Origin of the sequence: Thiolapillus sp., assembly GCF_048562965.1 — a bacterium.
Classification (GTDB): domain Bacteria; phylum Pseudomonadota; class Gammaproteobacteria; order Chromatiales; family Chromatiaceae; genus Thiolapillus; species Thiolapillus brandeum_A.
Map to the genome: position 1 here is coordinate 1 of NZ_JBHNMF010000357.1, position 3,420 is coordinate 3,420.

The 3,420-nt window shown below is 53.7% G+C and carries 3 protein-coding genes; 2 read left to right on the top strand and 1 reads right to left on the bottom strand.

All coding sequences use genetic code 11. The annotated features are described in order from the left end of the window. The first annotated feature begins 171 nt into the window (after positions 1-171). On the top strand, positions 172-825 hold the full coding sequence (locus ACOCD2_RS14710) for a Tn7 transposase TnsA N-terminal domain-containing protein (RefSeq protein WP_419625754.1): 654 nt from the start codon (positions 172-174) through the stop codon (positions 823-825). Here the strand turns inward: ACOCD2_RS14710 and ACOCD2_RS14715 are convergent. Continuing rightward, positions 782-2,158: a type IIL restriction-modification enzyme MmeI gene (locus tag ACOCD2_RS14715; protein ID WP_419588551.1), complete on the bottom strand. Its 1,377-nt coding sequence runs from the start codon at positions 2,156-2,158 to the stop codon at positions 782-784. The genes ACOCD2_RS14710 and ACOCD2_RS14715 overlap by 44 nt on opposite strands. Positions 2,159-2,385: 227 nt before the next feature. Between ACOCD2_RS14715 and ACOCD2_RS14720 the strand changes: the two genes are divergently transcribed. Then, positions 2,386-3,231, top strand: a complete 846-nt coding sequence (locus ACOCD2_RS14720; protein ID WP_419625755.1) for an N-6 DNA methylase — start codon at positions 2,386-2,388, stop codon at positions 3,229-3,231. The last annotated feature ends 189 nt before the right edge of the window (positions 3,232-3,420 follow it).

The window sequence follows — 3,420 nt, forward strand, 5'->3', positions numbered from 1 at the left end:
AGGGATGACCTGTCAGATTTCATTAATTATGCGACACTAAGATCCCAAATCAACAACTTACGCGTTGATTGTTGCATAATTAATGCGACAAATGTGCAATAATTATGCGACAACATTGTGCTTTTCGCGTTAAATTTGCGACAAAATATTTATTAGTAAATACAACGAGTTATGTCGGTCAGAAAAATACCGAGAAACTACCGGGTGATCACGGGGTGCGTGGCCAGCGAAAAATCCGCCAACAACGCCGCCGAATTCGAGGGTTCCCTCGAGCGCGACCTTTACCACTTGCTTGATTTCGACTGGACCGTGGAGCGCTTTGAGGAACAGCCCGTTGAAATCCGTTACAAAGATGCCCGGGGCAAAACAAGAAAATACACGCCGGATGTCCTGATCGAGTACGTGCCGGAAGTTGATCGGAAGCCGGTGTTGGCCGAGGTGAAGTTCCGCAAGGAACTCAAGGAGCATTGGCGGGATTTCAAGCCCAGATTTCGGGCCGCCCTACGGTTCGCCAAGGAAAATGGGTGGGTCTTCCGCAAGCGTGTCTTCGACCTCGTGATAGATTTTGGGACATCCCAGTCCCCAAAATCGACTCGGCCTTTGACAACCTATTGGTGCCCCAGCCGTCCTGGTCACCCAGCACTACGCAACAACTTCGCAAGCTCGTTGCTGCTCCGTACTTGGCTCCCAATGACTGGACGCCGCGTTCGGAGGCCTACTTTGTTTTCCCTCTGGCGCAAGGCACGCCGGGAAAACAGTGCGGCCTCGCGGCTACTGGGGTCTACCAGCCTTCGCTTCGCTCTCCATGGCTGGCAGCGCCGGTGAGTTCCGCCAGTTTGTCATTGACGCGCTGGTACTCGCCATGCAGCCAGTCGAAGGCGGCCACCAGAAACGCGCCAGAACCACAGGCAGGATCAACGACTTTGATCTGCTGCAGCCGTTCCTGCCAGGCGTACCAGAAGCGCAGTTCGGTCTTGCTGCCCCGTTTCCACTGGATGCTGCCGTCCTTTTTGAATTGCCCGTACCCGGACAGCAACCGGTGGAACTGTTCTTTGATATGCGCCCCCAGGGTATGCTCGACAATGAAGGCGGTGATGTGGTCCGGGGTATAGACCACGCCCTGGCGCTTGCGTCGGCCGCTGACGGCTTTGGTCTTAGGTGGTGTGGGTAGTTCCCCCTCATCCATCCTGCTGCTGAGTGCTTCGAGGTCGGCGATGGACTGCTCAAAGATATGCCCCAGCACAGTGACGGAGATTTCCGAATCGAAATCATATTCCGCCAGTTCATTAACCGATTCGCAGACCGCATCAGAAACGACCAGAGCATCCAGCGCTTCATCCGGGGCAAACAGGCCGCCATTGTAAGCGGGAATCCCCAAGTGCTTGTTGCCCTGATCGATGGCTTTGAACAGCCCCTTGAAGTTTTCATACACCGGACGGGGGTGGTACGGATCGGCATGCTCGAAGGCCTGCTTGATGCTGTTTTCAGGTATCAATCCCTTGTCTTCGGCAAAGGCGATGAACAACAGGCGATCCAGCAGCTTCTGCGCGGGATTGATAAGTTCGAGGGACGGCCGTTGCGGGTTGTCCTCGATGAGATGGGTCAGCAGCAGTTCTCTGAGGGTTTTGTAGTCCTGATAGAGCTGGTTGGTGATGTCCTTGTCCGCCTGCTGGCTTTGGTGCAGCAGGGCCAGGGTGTTGCCGGTGAGCAGGTTATCCGCGTGCAATAGCAGAATGAAACGCGCATACACTTCTGGTTCGATCAGTTGCGCCAGTTCAAAGCGCTCATACACCAGGGACGTTTCGCTGACTGCATACAAGCGCAGTTCCACATAGTTGCTCACCAGCACCCACTGCGCGCCTTTGATATCACGGGCATAGTCCCAAGCCTGCTGCACCGGGGTCTTGTGACGTCCGGGCATGATTGCATCCAGGTCGCGCGTTTTAGCGCCCTTTAACTCAAAAGGGGCTATGACCTTATCATTTTCTTTCTCTGCACTGAAATGCCCTAGAGCCAGGTCAACCGCACCACCGGCAACGCCATATTCACGGGCGATAGTCCAGGTGTCGCCGTGGCCCACGGTTTCATAGCCAAGAATGCCGACCATGATGTTTTGGGTAAAGGGTGCGTGTACCGCAACCTCATTCTGGCTTTCCAAGATACCGTTTTCGATACTATCCTTCCAGTTTGTTAACAAGGACAGATGCGCAGGCGGAATCTCTGCAATGCTTCCACCCAGCGTTTTTTTTATGATTTTTGGTTGGAAGAGGCTCACCCGAATTTAGAATCCATCTGGATACAAAAGTTTATTTTGCCGGAATTCGAGTGCGTAAGCCAGAAAAGCAAAATTAGAAAGCAAACACAATGATATGACCACACCAAACCTTGGACACCCATTCTTCAAAAACTTGCGTTGTCCGATGGAAGGGTATGCTGACATTAACAACAGAGTTACAGGAATCCGCTATGTCTGCATTACCTAAATATGTTCACGTTGACCATCGCATCATCACCGGTGTTATCGACCGCCTGTCAAACAAGAACAGCGCGTCCGAATGGCTGCGCTGGATGATTGATGATGTGCTGGCTGATTTGACCGGTCAGGAAAAGCAGTACCCGCCACCCCGTGACGCCCTGTCCGATCTGCGCGAGTTGGGCAAATTATACGGGCAGGCCGTTTTCTACTGCACGCCTTATACCGACCTTTTTGGCCTGATTTACATGGACCTGGCATCACGCTCCACTAAAAGCGGCCTGGGGCAGTTTTTTACCCCGCAGGTAGTGACGGACATGATGGCCAAAATGGTCGGACACCAGGCTAAATTGCCGAAAGACCGGCTGTTGACCTGCCTAGAACCTTGCTGCGGCTCTGGCGTGATGCTGTTGAGTTTTGCCCGGCAGATTTACGCCGACCATGGCCCGGGAGGACTGAGCCGGTGCGGTCTTTACGCCATCGACCTGGATATCACCTGTTGCTGTATGACTGCGGCGCAGCTGTTGGCCAACGCCTACATCCACGAAGCGCCGTATGGGGAATTGTTGGTATTGCGGGGAAACGCATTGGCTGACAGTGAGGACTGGATAACCGTGGTTCACGCCACCCACCCGGAGCTGGAACAGGCGCCCGCCAATGTCGTTTCGGTTGTCCAGTCGGCCCAGACAGCCGCCAAAAATGACCCAACATTGGCCGCACGTATCGACGCTCACGGACAAATAGCTTTCGATTTCTAAGTGTATTGAGAATGTTAAAATACGCGGTATATTGCCGGTGAGGACGGACATGGGACATCGAAAACTGACGAAGGAACAGGATTGCATCGCCAATCATCACCAGGGGCATGCCCGGGTTGCTGCTGTTGCCGGTTCTGGGAAAACCGAAAACATGATCGAACTGGTCTGGCGCACCGTATCCAGAGGGAC